The organism is Agrobacterium sp. 22-226-1, assembly GCF_053522345.1.
The window spans coordinates 54,266-72,645 of record NZ_JBNWCP010000020.1; the positions used below are offsets into that span (position 1 = coordinate 54,266).

The following is an 18,380-nucleotide window of genomic DNA, read 5'->3' on the forward strand; positions in this document are numbered from 1 at the left end:
CTTCATTGCGTCTGAATAATTAATCGTCTGATTGCCGTTGTTCGAGTCGGAGCTGTCCCAGTGTATGTTCATTTCTTGCGCGCCTACCCGGATGATTGTAGGTGAATTTCGCCGGCAGGCAGACAGAAGCAAATCCCGCGCCAGATCAAGCGCTACCGATCGGAATGAGATTGTACATCGAATGTGCGCTTCATCAAAATCGGGAAACTGCGGGCATTTCATCGTCGGACGCTGCGTTTACGCCGCGGGCTGGTGTCCCACGATCGGGCAGCACCTCACTTTGTGCACCTTCGGCAACTCCCGCAGGTTGCAGGCCAGGCCGAAATCCTGCTTGTTGATATCAATACAGAACTGCGCTTCCATATCCCGGGGACAGGAATGGGCTGCGCCTTGGGCGAGAACGTGACCGATAACTGACAGCGCATCCGGCCGATGCGCGACAATCACCACAATGACGCCTCGTTGACGGACAGTCCAATGGCATTTGTCCGTGCCATATCACGACGCCGTGCGCAAATTGATGCGCCATTCACACGAATCTGAAGTTCGGTCCATTGTCTTTTGGCAGAAGCGCTTGACCGAGGCGAGGATTTGGTCGGCGGATTTGACCCACAAGGAGCGTGGCGCTTTATGTCGGCGCACCTGAGATTCGAAGAAATTTCTATCCGTGGCGCTCAGAACGACGAGGTCCGCCTGCCTGCCGACCATCGATCAAACTCCTGTTCTTGTGACAGAAGCAGAACAAAATGAAGCTTACTTTGATTCCAGGTGGCCAGGTTCTTATGGCATTGGCGCACCCACCGTAAATCCGAAGCTTCGCACCATCGCCCAGCGACTCCAATACAAGGGATATTTGCGGTGCAAGAAGGTAGCTGTGGTTATTGTACAATAAAATTCCATATGGCGGTCACGCGTTCGTGTTCGCCGCAAGCTGTAACGTCGGCCCGGACAGATCGAATACAGCCATACGCGGCCGATGAACGGTCTGCGGACATCCAAGAGGAGAACATTTATGAACCGTTCCACGCTCACCCTCGCTTTGGCAGGCTCACTCGCAAGCGCTGTCGCATCTGTGTCTTTTGCCGCGCCGCTGGCACCGGAAAAGATGGCCGGAAACGAGAAGTGCTACGGCATCGCCCTGAAGGGGCAGAATGATTGCGCTGCCGGCGCCGGCACGACCTGCGCCGGAACCTCCACCATGGATTACCAGGGCAATGCCTGGAAAGCTGTACCCGCCGGCACGTGCACCACGATGAACGTGGATGGCCACAAGGGCATGCTGGAGCCCTCTAAAAGCTGAGCCGCGACACCGGAGGCCCGCTCGCCGGGCCTCCCCTCATCCGTCAAAAACCGGGAGACCAGCAATGACCGTTTCAGCCGACCGCGCCACCGTCCTGCCACCCCGTGCTGGCCTCGGCCTCAAGCCGGAACATTACGACACTATTCTCGACGCCAGGCCGGATATCGGTTTTTTCGAAGTCCACGCGGAAAACTACATGGGCGCCGGTGGCCCGCCGCACCGTTATCTTGAAGCCGTTGCAGCGCTTTATCCCCTGTCGCTGCATGGCGTCGGCCTGTCGATCGGTTCGGCCCGTGATCTCGACACCGGGCATCTGAGACGGCTTCGCGACCTTATCGATCGTTACCGGCCGCAAAGCTTTTCAGAGCATCTGGCATGGTCGACCCATGACACCGGTTTCCTCAACGATCTTCTGCCCTTGCCCTACACGGCCGAAACCCTGTCGCGTGTCGCCGACCATGTCGATGAGACCCAGCAATGGCTGGGCCGGCAAATGCTGCTCGAAAATCCATCAACCTATGTGCTGTTTTCCGAAAGCACCATCGATGAGGTGGATTTCCTCACTGCCATTGCCAGCCGAACCGGATGCGGGCTGTTGCTCGATGTGAACAATGTCATGGTCTCGGCGGTGAACCATCGCCTCGATCCGGTCGCCTATATCGACCGTTTCCCGGCTGAGCTGGTGGGTGAGATCCACCTTGCCGGTTATGACGAGACCGTCGACAGCGTTGGAGACCGGCTGCTGATCGATGCCCACGGCACCGCCGTCAGATCCGATGTGATGGAGCTATACCGGCACACGCTGTCGCGCAGCGGCGCTTTGCCGACCCTGATCGAATGGGACAACGACGTGCCAGACTTTGCGACGCTTCAGGCAGAAGCGGTGCGCGCTGACATCCTGTTGAACGAAGCGGCCCTGAAACGCCGCTCCAGCCAGGCGGCGTGACCATGCGGTTTTACGAAAGCCAAAGCGCCTTTGCCTCCGCCCTGCTCGATCCGGGCCAACCGCTACCGCACGGTATCACCACCGCGCGCGGTGCTGCCGATCCCTCGCGTTTTGCCGTCTATCGCAACAACGTCTATGTCGGGCTGACAACGGCGTTGGGGCAACGTTTTCCAGTGACGAAACGGCTGGTTGGCGTTGAGTTCTTTGCCGGAATGGCCCGTGCCTATGCCGCCGACCGCAAACCAGCCTCACCGCTCATCATGCAGTACGGCGACGATTTCCCGGATTTTATTGCGACTTTTCCGCCGGCATCGTCTCTCGCCTATCTCGCGGATGTGGCGCGGATCGAGGTGGCGTGGAGCACGGCCTATCACGCGGAAGACAGTGCGCCGCTCGAAGTCTCCCAACTCGCCGCCCTTCCCCCCGAACACCTTCTCGAAAGGGTGCTTATCCCCCATCCTTCGGCCCGGCTTGTGCAATCGCCGTTTCCGGCCGGCAGCATCTGGAACGCCCACCAGGGCGAAACCGTGACACCGCCTGTCGACTGGCGAGCCGAAACGGTGCTTGTCGTGCGGCCGGCCATGCAGGTCGAGATCAACGTCCTGCCACCGGCAGATGTTGCTTTCGCAGCGTGTCTCTTTGCCGGCGCAAGCCTTGGCGAAGCGGCTGAGACGGCCCTGGCCGCAACATCTTCGTTTGATTTCGGATCGGCCTTGATTGGCCTGATCGGCCTTGGCGCTTTCAGCGCCGTTGAACACCGTGAAGGGGACCTTCCATGACCACAGAACTTGCCTCCGCACGCAGCCTCGGTGGCGCGCTTGCAGCACGTCATCGCCACGCCGAATGCCTGCTCGCCTCCATTCCACAATCATTGCCGCTTTTGGCGCTGCGGTTTGGCCTGGCAATTCCGTTCTTCAAATCGGGACTGACCAAGTGGGACGGATTTCTGACGCTGTCGACCGGCGCCAGATATCTGTTCGAACAGGAATTCAGGCTGCATATCTTCGGCAACCTGATCCCCTACCCCATGCCGCTGGTCATGGCGGCGGCCTCAGGCATTGCCGAACTCGTTCTGCCCGTGCTGCTGGTTCTTGGCCTTTTCACCCGTTACGCCGCTTTGGGTCTGCTGGTGATGACGGCGGTGATCCAGCTTACCGTTCCGGATGGCTGGGCCAATTTCCACCTGCCCTGGGCTGCCATGGCGCTGACCCTCGTGGTCTATGGCGGCGGCCGGATAACGCTGGATGCGCTTTTCAAAAAGCGCCAGGATTGAGGTTCGATCGGAAGTTCTACCTGCCCTGCCCCAGGACTTAGACCAATACTCGTCTGCCAAGGTCCCGCTTACCAAAGATCGTTTGGTGGGCCAGGGTGCTATTCAGTAAAGACGCAGATACGTATCGCATTTTCAAGATCGGATGTTGACACGGGTTTGTGGCCCTTTTTCCAGCAGGAAGTACTCCGTTTTCCAGATCGAACATCGTATGTCGCCGAAGGCTCTTGGGATCATACCTTGGTATCGCAATCACGTCGGGAGACAACGGGCTGGTATCGACACCCTAAGTTCAGAAATCTTTGCGAAACTGCCGCCGATAGTTGCCCGGCGTAATGCCTTTGGCTGCCCGGAACTGACGCGAGAAATGCGCGACATCGGAAAAACCGACTGCCTCGGCGATCTGGGCAAGGGATCGATCCGTCTGGGCAAGCAGCCGGCAAGCAGCGCCAACCCGCAACTAACCGACATACCGACTGATCGTCATGCGGGTCGAGCGCTTGACGAGTCGCTGCAACTGGCTGTCGCTGAGATGCGCGATTTCGCTCAGGGGCCTAATGCTGATGGTTCCGGTATAATGGGCGTGAATATGATTAAGCACCCGTTGCATGCGCGCCCGGTCGCGCGCAACAGTGCTGACGGTCACTTCGCCGGTTGAAAGCTGCCAGCGGTCGGATGACCGCGCAAGATCGACCAGCACGCTAAGCAGCGCCAGTATCTGCTTGTTCGGGGGCGGTTTCATGCAGTGTCGCCAAACGCTCGCGTACCTTCTTGAGTGCCTTCTCTCCGAAACGGACGCCACGGCCGCTCTCGTGCAGCAGCGATTTAATGGCTGCGAGTTCCGGCGTCAGCGCGATCAGCCCTTCGATCCAGTCGCGGGTAAACCAGCAGACGACGGCGCGATGAACGCCCGGCGTTTTTATCAATGCCTGCGATTGCCAGGCATGGGGCAGGTTCGGACCGAGAAGAACGAGATCGCCGTCGCGATGGACCAATACGCGAAAATTGCACGACTATGCTCGCCTGCAGATACACAGCATTTCCACTTGCCTCGTGACCGTTAAGTTTACGATGCCCTTCCGTCGAATATTGTTCATAAATCGCGTTGAGGCGGCTTATCAATGAACCGAAGATCGGTTAAGGCGACGCCACTGCGTCAAGCAAGCGAACCCAGCTGCGAATGCCTTTGTGGAAGCTCGTCAGGTCGTACTTCTCGTTGGGCGAGTGAATTCGGTCATCATTTTGGGCGAAACCGATGAAGAGGGTGTCCATGCCCAGAATGCGCTTGAACTCACTTCCAACGGGAATAGAGCCGCCATCTCCGATGATGGCGGCAGCCTTGCCCCACTCGCGTGTGAGCGCAGCTAGAGCCTTGTTGAGGTACGGGCCTTCAGAAGGAACGGACAGCGCCGGGCTACCGCCATAATCAGTGAAGGTAACCGAGCAATCAGCAGGGATGCGCGCACGCACATGGGCTCTGAAGGATTCTCTGACCTTTCGAGGATCCATGTTGGAAACCAGGCGGAAAGAAATCTTTGCGCTGGCCCTGGCGGGTATCACTGTTTTGAACCCTTCACCGGTGTATCCGCCAAAGATGCCGTTGATCTCGCAGGTGGGGCGGCTCCAGAGCAGTTCGAGCACCGAGCGGTCTCGTTCGCCGGCTGGCAGGGAGAGGCCTGCACCCGCAAGAAAGGCATTTTCATCGAAGCCGAGGCCGCGCCACTGCTCTTTGACGTTGGTCGGCAGTTCAGCGACGTCATCGTAGAAGCCTTCGATTGCGACGCGCCCATCCGCATCGTGCAGCGATGCAATGATTGCCGCCAAAAGTTGGTTGGGATTGCGCGCGGCACCGCCATACGTGCCCGAATGCAAATCCCTGTTGGCGCAGAAGATGGTTATCTCTTCGCCCACGAACCCGCGCAACATGGTGGTGACGCATGGTGTCTGGCGGTCCCACATGTCGGTATCGCACACGAGTGCGATGTCTGCCTTAAGTTTTTCCATGTTCGCTTCGATAAAAGCGGGCAAATTCCTGCCACCGCTCTCTTCCTCGCCTTCGAGAAGGATGGAGACCCTGACTGGCAGATTGCCAACGACGTGACGCCAGGCACGGCATGCTTCGATGAAGGTCATGAGCTGCCCTTTATCATCGGAAGCACCGCGGCCGATGATAACCCTGGTGCTGTTGGCAACGGTCTTGACTTGCGGCACGAACGGGTCGGTGTCCCAGAGATCGAGGGGGTCGACGGGCTGGACGTCGTAATGGCCGTAAAACAACACGTGTGGATCGGTCCCATCACGATCATGGGCGACGACGATCGGATGGCCGGGCGTCAGGTGCGTCGCGACTTCGAAGCCGCATGCGGTGAGATCGTCGACAAGCCACTGTGCGGCCGCCTTGCAGTCCTCAGCAAAAGCGGGATCCGTCGAGATTGATTTAATCCCCAGCAGTTCCTGCAAACGCTCCACGCTTTGGTCAAGCCCGGCATCGACATGGGCGAGGACAGTATCGACTGTGGCAGTATGGGGCATGATCCAGCGATCTCCTTTCTTTAGATTTCCGGCTAATTCGGCTTGTGTATCGCGACACCGAGCATGACGAGGGCAACACCTGCGAGATCGATAAATTCGGGTATCTGACGCAAGACGACCACGCCGATGATTGTCGCCGTTGCCGGCAGGAGCGCCAGGAGTAACGCAAAGCTGGAGCGCGGCAGGCGCGACATTGCAAATTGATCACAGACATAAGGGATCACCGAGGAGCAGATCCCGACCCCGATCCCCGCAAGAACCAAAAGCGGCGCACCGAAGGCATTGAGCGCATCGAGAAATCCGATCGGGATCACGAAGATGAAGGCCGCCGCCATCGCCGCGCCCAGACGCTCCACCCCCTTCGATGCTCCGCTCTGTGAAATCCTGTGTCCAAGCACGATATAGAGAACGAAGAGACCACCGTTCACAAATGCCCAGACGAGGCCGAGCGGATCGGCAGACCATTCTCTGCCCCCACCCATGCCAATGAGCCAGGGCACGTCAATCAGCAGGGCGACGCCGCAAACTGTCAGTGCGAAGGCGAGCCAGTTTCTGCCGGTTCGCAGGCCCCAAAGCGCTATTCCAATCGTCCCGACGAACTCTATTGCCGCAACGAGCGCAATCGGCAGGCGGTCAAGTGCCAGATAAAATACGGAGTTCATGACCGCCAGACACGCACCCAATGATAGAAGGAGCAGCCTCTCCCTTGCTGAGGCAAGCGCAAAGGTCCGCCAAGGCTTGGTGAACGGCGTAAAAATCAGTGCGGCCGAGGCAATCCGGAACCAGGCAACGCCGAGGACGCCGACAGCGGGAAACAGCAACACAGCAAACGATGGGCCAAGATAGTGAAAGACGGCCGAAACGCCGAACCACGCGTGCGGCGGAACCCGCTCGGCAATGTGGGTTGACTGTTGTGAAGGAGCGGCGGGTGAGACTTGATTGTTCATGCCAGCATGATACCAAGGCAATTCCGCCTTCGGAATAACGACTGAACTCCGAAATGAATGATAATGCCTCATGATCAAAGGTGAAAAAGACAATGCGCTTTCAAGATAGAAGGGAAGCTTTGGAGTCCGAATTTGACGAAATCGACGCACGCCTGCTGACCGCTCTGTATAAAAATGCGCGTGTGTCGAATGCGGAACTGGCACGCCAGGTGGGGTTGTCGGCGCCCAGCGTTTCGGAGCGGGTCAGGCGGTTGGAAGATCGCGGGGTGATAACCGGCTATGGTGCTCGCGTGAATCATAGCAAGCTGGGGCTCGCGCTTACAATCATGATCCGGGCGCGACCTCTGCCAGGCGAGATGAAAAACATGATCGAGGCGCTCCGTGATACGCCTGAAATCGTAAGCTGTGACCGCGTGTCGGGGGACGACTGTTTTGTTGCAATCGCGCATGTTCGGGATGTGCAACGGATGGAAGCTGTGATCGACCGAATAGTTCCATACGGATCAACCCACTCGGCAATTGTCCAGTCCGCGCCCTTCGAAGCCAGATTGGGGGCGTTTGCGGAAGGGGGCAAAATCCTGCGCTGAGCTGTGTTTTCAAAGGTCATGTGACGGTAGCGCCTTGTCGGGGGTGACCGCGATAGACGCACGTGCATGAAAGCCTTGCGAGTTAGCTATAGGGCAGCGGCGCAAGCTTTGCCGCACGCGGGTCAGTTTGCCGACAGTTGGCAACGGTGGCGTCGCCTTAACCGATTTCTACTGATCTGCACGATAATGTGCCGACATGACCGAAGCCTCGCCCACCCGCTATAAACGCCACCGCTTGCCCGCTGAGATCATTGGCCATGCGGTCTGACTCTACTACCGATTTCCACTCAGCCTACGCGACGTCGAAGATCTGTTGGCGGAGCGCGGCATCGACGTCTCGTTCCAGACCGTCGCAGAATGGGCGGCGAAATTCGACTTGAAATTTGCTCATGAGCTCCGGCGCCATTCACGAGGCAATTTTGCCGACAAATGGCACCTCGATGAGATGGTGGTGACGATCAAAGGAAAGAAATGCTGGCTGTGGCGCGCCGTCGATGCAAACGGATTCGTCCTCGATGCCCTACTGCAAAGCCGAAGGGAGCAAGACAGCAGCGCTTCGTCTGATGAAAAAATTGCTCAAGAGCCAGGGCCGCGCCCCGCGCGTGATGGTGACTGACAAGCTTCGGTCCTATTCGGCCGCAAAGGCCGAGTTGATGCCGGGCGTCGAGCATCGCTCGCACAAGGGATTGAACAACCGAGCTGAGAATTCGCATCTGCCGCTGCGGCAGCGAGAGCGACGAATGATGCGCTTCAAGTCCGCGCGACAATGTCAGCGTTTTGTCTCAGCTCACGGCCAGATCGCCAATCTCTTCCTTCTTCACCGGAAATGCTCGACCGCCGCCGACCATCGCCAGCTTCGCGCTCACGCCATCTCGAACTGGCGGGAAATCGCTTTGTCGTTTGACGCGTGAAATTCTGGCAGAAGAGGCTACTGCATCCCAAACTCGGTTAAGGCGACGCCACCGACATCCCCTGCCGCGTGCTCCAGGGATCAGCGGCCTTCGCCAATCATGTCTAGTTCGTAGGGCGTCGTCTGGTAGACCTGATTGATCCAGTTGCCGAAGAACAGATGCGCATGGGAGCGCCAGCGGTTGAGAGGTGGTCGCGTCGGATCGTTCTCTGGAAAATACTCGTGCGGCATTTCGACGGGAACACCCGTCGAAATATCCCGGTCGTACTCCTCTTTCAACGAGGTGGAGTCATATTCAATGTGATTGAACATGTAGAGCCGATTGCCCACCTTCTCCGTCAGCAGGCACAGGTCCACATCGTCGGATTCCATCAGCACTTCGAGACCGCTGTTCGCCGGGATATCTGCGGCCCGGACTTCGGTCCAGCGCGAGACGGGGATCGCGAAATCGTCCGAGAATCCCGCCAGATAGGGTGAGGCCGGGTTTTTGTTTCGGTGGCGATATACGCCGAATGCCTTCTTTCCCAAGGTGTGCTTAGGGATGCGGTGGAAATGCCAGGCAGCAGCCATCGCCCCCCAGCAGATGAAGTTGGAGGAATGGACGTTGGTGGTCGTCCAGTCGAAAATCTGCTCAATCTCCTTCCAGTAGGTCACTTCTTCATAGGAGAGAAGCTCCACGGGGGTGCCGGTAATGATGAAGCCGTCGAACTTGCGCGACCGAACCTCTTCCCATGTTTGGTAGAAGGCGATTAAGTGTTCTTTGGAGGTGTTCTTTGGCTTGTGGTTGCCGATGCGTACCAATGTCAGTTCGACCTGCAGCGGCGTTGCGCCGAGCAGGCGGGCAAACTGTGTCTCGGTCCGGATCTTGTTGGGCATGAGATTCAAGAGCCCGATCTGCAATGGTCGAACATCCTGGCGAAGCGCTTTCTGTTCACCCATTACGGAAACACCCTCGCGCACAAGCACATCGTGGGCGGGAAGCTGATCGGGAATCTTGATGGGCATAGCAAAAGCTCCAAACGGAAAAGACCAGCGACATAACGCGACCGGTCTCCGCAAACTTTTGCTTCGCTCGGCCTTTTAGCGAGTTGTTTTACGTGGCTGCAAGCCGACCGGCCAAATCACCACGGATGGAGAGGTGTTTTTAGAACGAGGCTCCCTTCACGTCAATCGCCCTGTGGCATTCTTTGGGCTGAGATACTCCCAACTCGGGTAGCAGCATCATAGGTATTGTAAACTTGCTGAATGATTTCGTTGTGCGATGACGGCACATGACAGACCGTAATCACCTTTAACACCGCTTCGCCTTCCGGTTGAAATCATCGCACGCGCGTTTGGTTGTATTTCCGGTTTCCTTTTAGTCTGCGGATGGTCGAGGAGCTTGTTGGCGGCTCTTGGGATCATAGTCTCTCATTAGACAGCCCGGCTTTGGGCTGTGAGGTTCGGACAGACCTTCGTCATTGAGATCCTCAGCCGCTTTTGCCGTCGGCTCGGCGATAAATGGCACCTCGACGAAGACGTCGTTTCGATCCGTGGCAACAAGCATTGGCTGTTTGACAGCGTCGAGCTGCGGTCGGTCCTCAGACGCGCCGATGTTCAACCGTTCGAGAGCGGCATCGTTAAGGTCCTGTTGACGCGCGTCTAGGGCAATCGCACCAGTGTCTGTGGGCCCATCCTTCATTGCAGCCGAAGTCTGCATGTTGCCCGCGTTGCAGCAGACGTTTTCGATGAGGATATGGAGGCGGGCCATTGCCCTTGAAAAGTCAAGGCAAGACCTACTTAGCGCCTTGGCCTCAAACCCCCGGAATGTCGTCTTTGGCCGCGGCTTGGGCTTGGGCGATCTTCTCGAGAGCATCGGCGATGATAGTCAGGTCTTCCGTCGAATATTGTTCATAAATGGTGTTGAGGCGGCTTATCAATGAACCGAAGATCTGTTGGCGGTAGGCGGATATCTTCTGCTCGTTCACCGAGATCGCGATGCGCCGGGCGTCATCTTCAGCCTTGACCCGTGAAATCCACTGCCGGCTCTCTAGCCGATCCAAAATATTCGTCACCGAGGCGGGCTTTAGACCGATCAAATGAACGAGATCGCGATGCGTCATAGGTCCGGAGCGTTCGATGATGCCAAGCGCTTTCCAATCGGAAACACCAAGGCCAGAATACTCTGCTGCGCGCTCATGAAACATGACTGCCGTGTCACTCATGGCGCGGCCCGCATTACCCAACCGGCGCAATGCGTCTTTTCTTTGTAATGGTTGCGCTTCCCGGCTTGACATAGCGTATCCAATCAATTTTAATTCGTTCGATCGAACGAATTGTATTCCTCTTTTCAATTTATAGCAAAGGAGGCGACAGATGCACGTCATAATAGCCGGCTGCGGCATTGCAGGGCCAGTGGCCGCAATTGCATTACAGCGCGTGGGCATCAAGGCCACGATATACGAGCGGCGACAGGCCGAAGTGCGGGATGAAGGTCTGTTCTTGAGCCTGTCGTCCAACGGTTTGCGTGCACTTGATGGACTCGAGCTTATGAGGCCTCTCATGGAGGCAGAGTTTATCCCAACACCCAATATCGCTTTCCTGAATGCAGACGCGCGACGGCTAACGAGTTTGCCCATGGGTCGACTGAATGCGGGGGTGGATCCGATCACCCTCAAGCGCCAAACCCTCTATGACGTGCTTGCGAGTGAGGCGCGCGCCTGCGGAATTGAAATCATTCGCGGTCAAACAGTCGCTGGCTTTCGCAACACCGACGGCGTCGTCGCGGCCAGCCTCTCCGATGGATCGGAACAGACATGCGACGTGCTCCTGGGCGCCGATGGAACCAATTCTTGCATTCGCCGCCAAATGAACAAAGGGCAGAACCTCACCCGCTATACCGGCTTGCTCAATCTGGGCGGCTTTGTGCGCCAATCGGGACTGAATCCCACTCTGGGTGAATACCACATGATCTGGGGGCGAAGAGCGTTCTTTGGATATATAGTCCGCGCCAGCGGCGAAGCCTGGTGGTTCGCCAATCTCGGTCATGAGGCGGATCCGGCGCAATCGAGCTTCAGGAGAGGGGAGCCCGACTGTTGGAAGGCGGAGTTGCTTGCGCAATTCCGCGAGGAGCCGCCTTTTGTACGGAACCTGATCGATGCCACGCCTCACATATCGGCCTATCCGATATTTGACGTTCCCACCGTCCCAACTTGGGTGGATGGAAGGGTTGCCCTCGTCGGCGACGCAGCTCACGCAACCTCGCCAAGCTCGGGCCAAGGCGCATCATTGGCGATAGAGGATGCTGCCTATATGGCCGTCTGCCTTCGCGAAATTGACGACCCCGCAGCGGCACTGAAACATTTTGAAGCCACCAGGCGGCCACGCGCCGAGAAAGTGGTTGCCGAAGGCCGCAAACGTGGCATGTACAAAGCGCCAAAGAACGCAGCCAGCATGTTTCTTCGCGACTTGCTGATGCCTGCAGCGCTGCAAATATTCGGAAGCGCCCGCGCGCAATCATGGATCTACGATTATGAAGTACCCCAACACATTTCAGTAAGGTAATGGGATAAATTACGGATGCCAGACGGTGGCGATGCCCCTTGCTGCGCTGTTGATGGCAGAGACGGAGACACGGTATTACAGGCTACCTTCGACGCAGCGAAGGTCGGCTTGGCAATCGTTGAAGGATGGACCTGTGAAAGTAATGTGCCTGAATGGCTGGGGTGGAAAACTGCACGATGATTTGCTTCATTATCTCACGGCCACCGCTCCTGACATACTTTGCCTTCAAGAAGTCATCCATAGCCCGCAGGCTGAGAGGGATTGGCTGACATACCGTGACGGTGATCACATCCTTCCGCAGCGCGCCAACTTCTTTCGTGACGTCTCACGCGCCTTGCCCGATCACATAGCAATCTTCTGTCCGGCGGCCCAAGGCGTTCTTTGGGACGAAGATCGGTCAATTCCTTCTCTGTGGGGGCTTGCGACCTTCGTTCATTGTTCCCTGCCGATTATTGGTCAGGTACAGGGCTTTGTTCACAAGAATTTCTCCCCCGTGGGATATGGCGAGCACCCACGATCCCGAAGCGCCCATGGGGTCAGGGTCTATGACTACATCAAAAACCGCCCAGTCAGCGTTACGCATATGCATGGGCTACGCGATCTGAACGGGAAAGCAGACACCCCAGAGCGGGCCGAGCAGGCGCGAAGGCTGCTCGATCTGTCCCGTAGTGTGTCGGAGAATGAAGACGTGGCAGTAGTTTGTGGCGACTTCAACGTCGAACCCGGCAGCGAAACGCTAGCGATCTTGTCCAATTCCGGATTGACCGAGTTGGTCACCGCACGTGGCTGGGAAGGCACCCGGAGCTCGCACTACAAGAAGCCAGGCAGGTTCGCGGATTACATGCTTATCAATCAGGAGGCAGCGGTTAACGACTTCAAGGTGGTCCATGATCCCGAAGTTTCGGACCATTGCCCGTTGGTGCTTGATTTGTAGCTTTAAATACCGCGAGGCAGTACTTTGTTTCTCAACCGAAAGAACAAAGAAGGCCTGGTTTCCTGGCGCTGGCCCGCGCCGTACTGAAAACCCGCTTTTAACGAGGTCCGCGCCGGCGTCGAACGACCCTTTGATCCCCCTTTTCAGACATTGCGTCCTGAAAGATCGAATTGCGCAATCGACCCTTCAGGGCCTCGGTGATTGTCAGTTAGCAGCGGGAGGGTAACGGAGGGTGTGTTGAACATTAATCTCGAGGTGAGGCTGAGACGCCCAGCGTGTCTGCGACGGCCTTCATCGCGAACCGTCCTTCGGCAACAAGATCGGCCGCGATATCCGTTTTTTTGAGTCCGCTTTGGAAAGGGCTTCGCGGAGGATTTCGACCTCCATCGTCTTGCGACCGAGCGTGCGCTCCAACTCCCGGACGCGATCCTCCAGTTTCTTCACTTCCGAATTTCCGACAACCGGCTCGTCAGAATCCACGGCTGCAGCACCTCCCTCGCTCAAGAGCCTGCGCCACCGATAAAGCAGATTGGGCGCGACGCCATGGCGGCGAGCGGTGGACGATACCGTCTCGCCTGGTTCGAAACTCTGCTCAATGATCGTCAGTTTTTGCTCGGTTGTCCATCGCCTGCGGCGAACATCACCCGTCAGCAACTCAACGTGTCGATAGTCGTTAGACATAAGCCTATACCCAAGCCTTTGCTTGAGCCTTTCTGCTTATGCCGACCTGTCCGGTCGAAATGGGGGGGCAGTTCACCCGCCTGTCGCAGGTCGCCAAAAACGAGGCGATGGTGATCCCGGGGGGAACCGACCGGGATTCTTGACCTTGGAGATAATCGGCCATATATGATTAATTAATAGCTTTATTAAGTCATATATGGGTGGTTTAGATGAGTTCCCCCAAAGCGAAACCAGCACTGGAACGGCTGGGCCAAGATATCCGCAACGCGCGTCTGCGGCGTGGCATCGCCGTGGCGGATCTCGCCGTGCGTGCGGGAACCTCGCCAAGTTCCATCGCCCGCCTTGAACGGGGCGATCCGGGCGTTGCCATCGGAACGCTTGCCGACGTTCTCGTTGTGCTCGGCCTTCTGGAGCGGCTCGCTGACCTGGTCGATATCCACAAGGACGATCTGGGGCTGGCGTTGGCAGCGGAGCACGGACCGCGCAGGGGTCGCTCCTTCGCGGCAAGGCTGAAAAAGCAGAAGGCTCGGACGGAGGAGGCGCAGGATCGGCAGGACGTTGTGGACCCTGACGGGGTTTCCTTCTGATGGCCAATTTCGTCGCCCATGTCGCGCTTGGCGACGCCCGGACATCGGTGGGCCAGTTGCGTTTCACCCATACCGGGCCACGCCAATTCTCGACCTTCGCTTATGGCACCGAATGGATCGAAAACCCGCGCGCCTTCGCCATACAGCCCGATTTCCCTCTTGATGCCGGCCCGTTTCACACCTCGGGTCAGCCCGGCAACATGCGCGACGCCTTGGCGGGCGTTTTCGCGGATGCGGCTCCAGACAGTTGGGGACGCAGGTTGCTCGAACGCGCGTATGGCAATGGTCTCAACGAATTCGAATATCTGACGCTTTCTGACGACGCCTGCCGGCAAGGCGCGTTGCGCTTTCTGGATGACAAGCGTGAGGTCATTCGCGGCAAGGCAGTGGACGCCGTCCCCCGTCTGGTCGATCTCGAAACCATCACGGCGATCGCGCGAGCCTATGAGCAGGGCAAAGAAATATCGCCCGAGGAAATGCAAGCGCTGGCCGGTGCCGGCGGCTCCGGCGGCGCTCGCCCCAAAGCCAATGTCAGGGACGGCGATGTGCTGTGGCTGGCGAAGTTCACCTCGGTCCACGATCAACAACCGATCGAGCGCGTCGAGGTCGCAATCCTCCGTCTGGCGGCAGCCTGCGGTATCCGCACGCCCGGGACACGGTTGGAGTTGGCCGACACACCGTTCCCGGTAGCGCTGATCCAGCGGTTCGACCGGCGCGGGGCGGCACGGATTCCCTACATCTCTGCGCGCACCGCGCTCGGCAAGACAGGGGCGGAGCTGGGTTCGTATACCGAGATCGTCGATTTCATGCGGGCTTATTCCCCAGATCCTTCCGACGATTTCCGGGAGCTCTACCGGCGTCTGATCTTCACGATCCTGGTGTCCAACAAAGACGATCACCTGAAGAACCACGGCTTCCTCTATGTGGGGGCGGGTCAGTGGCGCTTGTCGCCAGTGTTCGACGTGAACCCGGCCCCGGATCGCAACCCCCATCTCGAGACGGCGATCCTCCAGGGCGGGGCACATGATCGGTCGATCAATCTTGCCCTGGAAGCCTGCGAGTTTTTCGAGATTCCAGAAGCCGAGGCGCGGGAAACGATCCGGACCCTGGCGCAACGCATTTCAGACGGATGGCGGGAAGCCTTCAAAAAGGTTGGCGTTTCTGGCGTGCTGGCGCGTGACTATGAGGCCGCTTTTGACAGCGATGAGATGAAAGTGGCACGCGAACTTTAAGTCATATCTGACTGGTAATGACGTATTACTAGTCAGATATGAGTCTTTTCTAGGGTCGGCCACCTCGTGACCAGTGCTACGTTGCTTCAATGGTTATGGGACGAACCCGAGATCCATGAAGCCGGGGCACTGTGCTCAAGGCTTCAAAACGCGTGCGTTGATAACGCCATGGTTCGGTCAGGCGCCCGTGACGGTCGGGTTTCTTCCCAAGACTCTCCTGAAACTGGAGGGACGATGGGGCTCAGGTCACACCCCACCGATCAGGCTGTTGGCCAAATCCGCACAGCAGATTGCTGTTCTCTGGAAAATCACGTTCCGCATATCGCGTGTCTCTATCGCAAGTGATAAGATATCTGTGATCGATTTCACGGAAGGCACCCGACAACATTGTGGCAAGATTAGTGGCTTTCTACCTTGAAGAGCCCGAGGGTCGTAAGGAAAGTCTGGCATCCCGGATCGCCCGGATCCAAGCCGGGGCGAGTCCTTCCAGTAACTCCTGCGATATGAAGGCGATGCGGCAGGAGGGAGCCCATCAATTCATTTCCGGGGCCGTATATAGCTTTGCCACAACCATTTTAAGATAGCGGTTTTCTCCTGCCCAATGCGCGAAGGCGATTAGATGCCATCTATCGGATTGAGGACGAATCGGCGATGAAGGAGAGCTCATGAGTGGGGAAGAGCCCAAGCTTGCCTGGTGGATCACTCGTTGGATTTTGCTCGCCCTTGCTGTTCCCGGTGCGTCGCAATCTGCGCTGGCCGACGCACCACGGCTTGGCCCCTTCGAACTGCCCCGACCGCGCGAATTGACCGTCTTTCAGAACGACCACGCCTTCAACCCCTATGAGGCCCTGAACGGGTCTTATGCATCCAAGGCGTCCTGCGCCGCCGTTCCCCACGGGCTGTGGGCCGAGGTCGATGGTAAAGGCGACTGTATTCGTTATTATCCGCAGGCGCTCGCCAATGACGAGAACCGAACGGTGCTGGTTTATTTCGGCGGGGATGTGATGCTTCGCAATTCGAAAGGCGTACGTTTCATATCCGATTCCTATATCCGTCAGTCGCCTGCCACAATCACATCAGAAATGGCCGACTGGGCGCAACAGGCTGGCCATCCTGTAATCTTCATGGCGCGCCCCGGCATCTATGGGTCATCTGGCGATCACAATCAACGTCGTCACCCCCGCGAAATCGCGCTGATGGACCGCGCGCTCGATCTGATCAAGGAAAAACACAACGTATCATCCTTCATTCTGACCGGTCATTCGGCTGGCGGACAGATCGTTGCCGGTCTCATGAACCGGCGTAAGGATGTTCTGGCAACGGTCATCACCTCCGGCCTGGTCTCGGTAAAGCAGGTATCGTCCTTCTGGGAAAGGCGCCGCCGTATCCCGGGGAAGCTGCTCTACAATTCAGCTAAATTTTACGATCCCGTTGATGAAATTGACCGGATTCCGACCGATCATCGACCGGAGATTTACGTGCTGTCTGATCCGGAGGACCGCACCGTTCCGTTTTTCAGCCAGCTCTTTTATGTCAGACGCCTGCGCGTCGCAGGCTTTGAACCGCACCACATCTATGTTCAGGCAACAGACCGTCAGCGCCACTTACTTGCCTATCACGGCCGACTTGCTGCCGCCCTGATCGCCCAGGGCCGTTCGCCGGTCGACATCCGCCGCGCTGTCCACGAGATGGAACTTGAACAGCTCAAATAATGGTTGTGCTCGCTTGCGTGGAAACTGACCTACCAGCGGCGCTGTCTTCAGCACTTTTCTTTAGCCACTCGACAAGTTCGTGCATTCCCGTGCTGTGCGAGCCCTTGAAAAGAACCACGTCCCCATCCACCAGCCGCTCGTGGAGAACGTCCTTCAGGGTGTGCCGCGATCGGGCATGGAAACCACGCAATGCAGGCGGAATTGCTTCCCAGAAGTCGGCGTAGAGCTCACCGACAACATGGACTTCATCGATCGAACGATTGTGCATGAACGTTGCAAGCTCGGTGTGGTAAGCGACCGCGTTGGGACCCAGCTCCGCCATCTCGCCCAAGACAGCAACCCGTCGCCGCGCGCCTTGGTGGTCACCCAATCGGGCCAGAGCGGCGCGCATCGACCCCGGATTGGCGTTGTAGGCGTCGTCGATCACGGTCAATCTGCGTCCATCGAGCGAAAGATGAATCTCCTCGCCACGTCCCGGCAGAGCCGCAAAACTTTCCAGCTGTGCGATCGCTGGCTCAAGTGGATGGCCCAGTGCGGAAACAGCTGCAAGGACCGCAAGGCCATTCAGCGCCATGTGATAGCCGGCGGCGCCCATCCGGAAGCTGATTTCCCGGTTTCTGATTCGAGCATCAGCTTGCCGATTTGCGGCGTCGTAGCGCAGGAGCCGGCAAATGCATTCTTCCGAGGTCCCGTAAGTGACAACGTCGAGCTTTCGCCTGCGCGCCGCTTCATGCACCGTGTCCCACTCGAGCATGTCGCGGTTGAGGACGGCCTTGTCGCCCGGCGCCATGCCCAGAAAGATCGCGCTTTTGGTCCGGGCAATATCCGTGACCGTACTCTTCTCGCCGAGGTGGGCTGGCAGAACATTGGTGAAGATTGCGACCTTCGGCCGCGCCATTCGGGCACTGATCGCCATTTTGCCGATGGCCAGTTCCAACACCACGTGCGGGGTGTCCCACGGGATGGAGGCGAGGTTCCAGGCCACACCTGCAGGCAGGTTCGCATTGTGGTGGCTTTTGCCGACATCGCCCCAGGCAGAAAGCGCGTGGCCCAACATGGCGACGACCGTTGTCTTGCCGGCACTGCCAGTTACCGCAAGGATGTTGATTTGCACTGAGAAGTGACCCGGCATTTGCGCCGAGAACTGACCCGCCTCTTAGGTATGTTTCGGGTCGGTGGTGGTGGTCAAGTTCCTACTT

General features: G+C 57.8%; 20 protein-coding genes, 3 pseudogenes and 1 riboswitch. Of the genes and pseudogenes, 12 read left to right on the forward strand and 11 right to left on the reverse strand.

From position 1 onward, the window contains the following. Positions 1-237: 237 nt before the first annotated feature. Both ACQZ5K_RS24130 and ACQZ5K_RS24135 read right to left on the reverse strand, forming a co-directional pair. A complete protein-coding gene (locus ACQZ5K_RS24130; protein ID WP_448741680.1) occupies positions 238-450 on the reverse strand; it encodes a hypothetical protein in 213 nt (70 codons plus the stop codon). A 48-nt stretch (positions 451-498) separates the two neighbouring features. After that, positions 499-708: a hypothetical protein gene (locus ACQZ5K_RS24135; protein WP_448741681.1), complete on the reverse strand. Its 210-nt coding sequence runs from the start codon at positions 706-708 to the stop codon at positions 499-501. A 304-nt stretch (positions 709-1,012) separates the two neighbouring features. On the opposite strand from ACQZ5K_RS24135, the gene ACQZ5K_RS24140 reads away from it, so the two are divergent. The 4 genes from ACQZ5K_RS24140 to ACQZ5K_RS24155 all read left to right on the forward strand — a co-directional run bounded on the left by ACQZ5K_RS24140 (position 1,013) and on the right by ACQZ5K_RS24155 (position 3,519). Continuing rightward, positions 1,013-1,300, forward strand: coding sequence for a BufA1 family periplasmic bufferin-type metallophore (locus tag ACQZ5K_RS24140; RefSeq protein ID WP_080794706.1), 288 nt, complete (start codon positions 1,013-1,015; stop codon positions 1,298-1,300). 64 nt (positions 1,301-1,364) lie between these two features. Continuing rightward, complete coding sequence (gene bufB, locus ACQZ5K_RS24145) at positions 1,365-2,246, forward strand: MNIO family bufferin maturase (protein WP_448741682.1); 882 nt, start codon at positions 1,365-1,367, stop codon at positions 2,244-2,246. Next, a complete protein-coding gene (locus ACQZ5K_RS24150; protein WP_448741683.1) occupies positions 2,243-3,025 on the forward strand; it encodes an HvfC/BufC N-terminal domain-containing protein in 783 nt (260 codons plus the stop codon). The genes bufB and ACQZ5K_RS24150 overlap by 4 nt, the downstream gene beginning before the upstream one ends. After that, on the forward strand, positions 3,022-3,519 hold the full coding sequence (locus ACQZ5K_RS24155; protein WP_448741684.1) for a DoxX family protein: 498 nt from the start codon (positions 3,022-3,024) through the stop codon (positions 3,517-3,519). The genes ACQZ5K_RS24150 and ACQZ5K_RS24155 overlap by 4 nt, the downstream gene beginning before the upstream one ends. Before the next feature lie 289 nt (positions 3,520-3,808). Here the strand turns inward: ACQZ5K_RS24155 and ACQZ5K_RS24160 are convergent, their stop codons facing one another. From ACQZ5K_RS24160 to ACQZ5K_RS24180, 5 genes are all read right to left on the reverse strand, one after another. Next, entirely contained in the window at positions 3,809-3,976 is a 168-nt protein-coding gene (locus tag ACQZ5K_RS24160) for a helix-turn-helix domain-containing protein (protein ID WP_448741685.1), read from the reverse strand. Next, a complete protein-coding gene (locus ACQZ5K_RS24165) occupies positions 3,977-4,258 on the reverse strand; it encodes a hypothetical protein (protein WP_448741686.1) in 282 nt (93 codons plus the stop codon). Further along, positions 4,218-4,511 carry a hypothetical protein gene (locus tag ACQZ5K_RS24170; RefSeq protein WP_448741687.1) on the reverse strand — a complete coding sequence of 98 codons (294 nt, stop codon included), beginning with the start codon at positions 4,509-4,511 and terminating at the stop codon, positions 4,218-4,220. Before ACQZ5K_RS24170 ends, ACQZ5K_RS24165 begins: the two co-directional genes overlap by 41 nt. Before the next feature lie 142 nt (positions 4,512-4,653). Further along, on the reverse strand, positions 4,654-6,048 hold the full coding sequence (locus ACQZ5K_RS24175; protein WP_448741688.1) for a M20/M25/M40 family metallo-hydrolase: 1,395 nt from the start codon (positions 6,046-6,048) through the stop codon (positions 4,654-4,656). A 32-nt stretch (positions 6,049-6,080) separates the two neighbouring features. Beyond that, positions 6,081-6,995 carry an EamA family transporter gene (locus ACQZ5K_RS24180; RefSeq protein WP_448741700.1) on the reverse strand — a complete coding sequence of 305 codons (915 nt, stop codon included), beginning with the start codon at positions 6,993-6,995 and terminating at the stop codon, positions 6,081-6,083. 92 nt (positions 6,996-7,087) lie between these two features. Here ACQZ5K_RS24180 and ACQZ5K_RS24185 point away from each other — a divergent pair, with 92 nt between their 5' ends. Together ACQZ5K_RS24185 and ACQZ5K_RS24190 are read left to right on the forward strand one after the other, a co-directional pair. Then, positions 7,088-7,582: an Lrp/AsnC family transcriptional regulator gene (locus ACQZ5K_RS24185; RefSeq protein WP_448741689.1), complete on the forward strand. Its 495-nt coding sequence runs from the start codon at positions 7,088-7,090 to the stop codon at positions 7,580-7,582. Between the two features lie 196 nt (positions 7,583-7,778). After that, a pseudogene (locus ACQZ5K_RS24190) lies at positions 7,779-8,493 on the forward strand (IS6 family transposase). 80 nt (positions 8,494-8,573) lie between these two features. Here the strand turns inward: ACQZ5K_RS24190 and ACQZ5K_RS24195 are convergent. Further along, positions 8,574-9,497: a homoserine O-succinyltransferase gene (locus tag ACQZ5K_RS24195; RefSeq protein ID WP_448741690.1), complete on the reverse strand. Its 924-nt coding sequence runs from the start codon at positions 9,495-9,497 to the stop codon at positions 8,574-8,576. Positions 9,498-9,552: 55 nt separating this feature from the next. Further along, positions 9,553-9,630, reverse strand: a riboswitch (SAM riboswitch). A gap of 180 nt (positions 9,631-9,810) precedes the next feature. Between ACQZ5K_RS24195 and ACQZ5K_RS24200 the strand changes: the two are divergent. Next, positions 9,811-10,059 (forward strand): annotated as a pseudogene (locus tag ACQZ5K_RS24200) (IS6 family transposase); the annotation flags it as partial. A gap of 226 nt (positions 10,060-10,285) precedes the next feature. On the opposite strand, the gene ACQZ5K_RS24205 reads toward ACQZ5K_RS24200, so the two are convergent. After that, on the reverse strand, positions 10,286-10,768 hold the full coding sequence (locus tag ACQZ5K_RS24205; RefSeq protein ID WP_448741691.1) for a MarR family winged helix-turn-helix transcriptional regulator: 483 nt from the start codon (positions 10,766-10,768) through the stop codon (positions 10,286-10,288). Positions 10,769-10,847: 79 nt separating this feature from the next. Here ACQZ5K_RS24205 and ACQZ5K_RS24210 point away from each other — a divergent pair, with 79 nt between their 5' ends. Continuing rightward, the gene (locus tag ACQZ5K_RS24210; RefSeq protein ID WP_448741692.1) at positions 10,848-12,035 is read left to right on the forward strand and encodes an FAD-dependent oxidoreductase; all 1,188 of its coding nucleotides are present in this window, start codon (positions 10,848-10,850) and stop codon (positions 12,033-12,035) included. 133 nt (positions 12,036-12,168) lie between these two features. After that, a complete protein-coding gene (locus ACQZ5K_RS24215) occupies positions 12,169-12,969 on the forward strand; it encodes an endonuclease/exonuclease/phosphatase family protein (RefSeq protein WP_448741693.1) in 801 nt (266 codons plus the stop codon). Positions 12,970-13,225: 256 nt separating this feature from the next. On the opposite strand, the pseudogene ACQZ5K_RS24220 reads toward ACQZ5K_RS24215, so the two are convergent. Further along, a pseudogene (locus ACQZ5K_RS24220) lies at positions 13,226-13,650 on the reverse strand (transposase); the annotation flags it as partial. 209 nt (positions 13,651-13,859) lie between these two features. Between ACQZ5K_RS24220 and ACQZ5K_RS24225 the strand changes: the two are divergent. From ACQZ5K_RS24225 to ACQZ5K_RS24235, 3 genes are all read left to right on the forward strand, one after another. After that, positions 13,860-14,237, forward strand: a complete 378-nt coding sequence (locus tag ACQZ5K_RS24225; protein WP_448741694.1) for a helix-turn-helix domain-containing protein — start codon at positions 13,860-13,862, stop codon at positions 14,235-14,237. After that, positions 14,237-15,469, forward strand: a complete 1,233-nt coding sequence (locus tag ACQZ5K_RS24230) for a type II toxin-antitoxin system HipA family toxin (RefSeq protein WP_448741695.1) — start codon at positions 14,237-14,239, stop codon at positions 15,467-15,469. Before ACQZ5K_RS24225 ends, ACQZ5K_RS24230 begins: the two co-directional genes overlap by 1 nt. Before the next feature lie 665 nt (positions 15,470-16,134). Further along, complete coding sequence (locus ACQZ5K_RS24235) at positions 16,135-17,181, forward strand: alpha/beta hydrolase family protein (protein WP_448741696.1); 1,047 nt, start codon at positions 16,135-16,137, stop codon at positions 17,179-17,181. Here the strand turns inward: ACQZ5K_RS24235 and ACQZ5K_RS24240 are convergent. Further along, positions 17,174-18,295, reverse strand: a complete 1,122-nt coding sequence (locus ACQZ5K_RS24240) for a UDP-N-acetylmuramoyl-tripeptide--D-alanyl-D-alanine ligase (protein WP_448741697.1) — start codon at positions 18,293-18,295, stop codon at positions 17,174-17,176. The two genes, ACQZ5K_RS24235 and ACQZ5K_RS24240, sit on opposite strands and share 8 nt — an antisense overlap. Positions 18,296-18,380 lie beyond the last annotated feature (85 nt).